Genomic DNA, 2,679 nt, shown 5'->3' on the forward strand with positions numbered 1-2,679 from the left:
ATTAACACTTATACCATCAGCTAAAACATTAAAAGCATAATCACAAACACCACCAACACTAGTCCCATTTAACAAAACACCAAAATCAGAAACAATATTAATAGACCTAGAAACATCCAAACTAATATCGCTATAACCCCCATTACCTGTTTTAGAAAAAACCAAATCACTAATACTCAAATTATTATTAATTAAATCCTGAATATCTTGATTAGACCAAGACTCATTAACATAAAAAGTAGCTGCACTAACAGAATTAACAAATGATAAACAAATGAAAAAAAGTAGCAAAGCTATTAAAGTTTTTTTAAAATTAAATTTCATAATAAACACCTAAAAATTATTTAACACTAATATCCAACTAAACATTACCCCAATAAACTTTTTCAATACCATCAACTGTGATATTTTGAAATGCAATATACCAAGTACCAGAAATATTGACTAACTTAAATGTATCTAGAATGTAACTTGTATAATACTCAATTGCTTCAATTGTACACCATTCAGGATCACTTAAATGCCAACCTAATTTTATATTTCCTTGATAAATAATTTTACCCTTATTATCATGAAGAATGACTAATGCGGGGTTTTTTGGATCTGTTGGATCGGCAGTTGGTTGAGCACAAATCCAATTATCATCAAAATGAAATGGAATACCATATTCTATGGAAAAAGAAGTTAAAAGAGTATTAGACCATGCATGTCCTTTTATAGATCCACTAATATTGGCTATTTTTGAGGTATATTTTGCAGGTATATTAACTGCTCGTAGAAGTGCAACAGTTAAATGAGCTTGATCAGCACAGTTACCAAATTTAGAATGTAGTGTTTCTAATGCACCTTGCATTGTATTTCCATATTCCTCATATTTAATACTATATTGAACCCATTTTAGTATAGCATTCGCTACAGCAAAATCAGATTTATCAGAACAATTAGCTTTTATACGATTAGCCAATTCAATAATCTCTGGATTATTTGATTCAGAAAATTCAGATGGTAAAACATATTTAGAGAAATCTTCTTGTACAACTTTATGTAATGTTTCTGTAACTGGTTGATTGTAATATTTTACACTCGAAATAAGTTTTCCGTTTTTATCATATTTAAAAACTTCTTTAGTTCCTTTATAAAACTTGTAAGTAGTACTATTCTGATAATTCCATCTATATTTCTCTTTAAGATTATTATTAGAAAGTAAAATCCATTGCACTTGATCATCCACAGATATAGTTTTCTGTCCAACTTCAGTAAAATTGGGATAAATATAATATGTATAGGTAGATAGATTAAAAACTTCATTACCTACAATTCCATGATAGTTAATCTTATAATCAACAGTGATATTTTTATTTGTAACAACTTTAGCTGTTATTTCTGTATGATCATTTTTAGCTTTAATTAAATCACTCCATTTAGTTACAACTTTAGTGCTACCTTCATAGGTAGTTGTTGAGAAGGGAGTACGAGATTGAATTTGAAGTTTATTTACTTTATTGATAAGTTTATTAACTTCAGTTATTTTGTTCTTTTTGGATTTTTTGGTTAAATCCTTACTATTATAGATTGTTTTCTTAAGATCTTTAAGTTGAGAAGAGTAACTTTTCTTTTCAGAAGAAGAAGCAAAAGTTCGCTTGCTATTAATAGTTTTATTTAATGCACTTAATGACTTGGTTTTTTTAGTATTAATAGAACTTAAGACCTTATTCGCCAACTTATTAAAATCATTTTTATTCGTTTTACTTAATTTGCTTTTTTTAACATCTTTTAAATATTGTTTTATTTGTTTTTCATAATTTAGAACTTTAGAATATCCTTTATAATCAGATACTTTAAGTTTTTTAAGACTAGATTTTATATTAGTTAAGTAAGATTTCTTCAAAGATTTATAAGAAACTTTAACAGTAGCTTTCTTTTTTGGTTCACCTTTTTTATCATATAAAACAGTGATCTTTAAACTTGAACTTACGGCACTTGATAATGTAGGTATTTTAATCTCAGCTACACCAGCAGATGATGATTTTGAAGTGTATTTTTTATTATTAGCTTCAATTATCATGGTCACTCCACTAGCTTTATTAGATTTATTAATACTAAGGCCATCTTTTACAACATTATTAGTAGTAGTATAAATGGCATTTAATAAATTATCACCACAGGTCAAATAAGATTCAACTACTACCTTATCACCTTTAATAACATATTTTGGAGCTTTAACACCAAGAGAGAAAATTTTAGCTTTATTATTAACAAAATTAACCTTACTCAATCTTAAAACACCAGAATTGTAAATACCACTTCCATAAATAGCACTATTACCACTAATGGTCCCACTAGTAACATTTAAAGAATTAGTAGAATAGATAGCCCCACCATTAGCACTTGCTTTATTAGTAGCTAGATTAGTTGAAGAAATAGTTAAAGGAGAGCTTGTATAAATTGCTCCTCCGTTTTTAGCAGAATTACTAGTAAATTTAGAACTTCCAGTTACAGTAGACAGAGAACTACCAGATAAAAATAATCCGCCACCATTACCTTTTGCAGTATTTTTATTAAAAGAACTAGAACCTATAGAAAGAGTATTAGTCGAATAAATAGCTCCACCATCAGTACTGGCTTCATTACTATCTAAATTACTTGAAGAAATAGATAAAGGAGAACTAGTATAAATTG

The 2,679-nt window shown here is 27.8% G+C and carries 2 protein-coding genes; both read right to left on the reverse strand.

Annotated features, from left to right (window positions below):
• On the reverse strand, positions 1–324 hold a 324-nt coding region (locus tag MBCUT_RS00020; RefSeq protein ID WP_157082398.1), incomplete at its 3' end, for a hypothetical protein.
• 37 nt (positions 325–361) lie between these two features.
• Positions 362–2,679, reverse strand: a 2,318-nt coding sequence (locus MBCUT_RS00025) for a transglutaminase-like domain-containing protein (protein ID WP_281177915.1), incomplete at its 5' end; no start/stop codon positions are given.

The organism is Methanobrevibacter cuticularis (genome assembly GCF_001639285.1).
In the GTDB taxonomy this organism is placed as follows: domain Archaea; phylum Methanobacteriota; class Methanobacteria; order Methanobacteriales; family Methanobacteriaceae; genus Methanobaculum; species Methanobaculum cuticulare.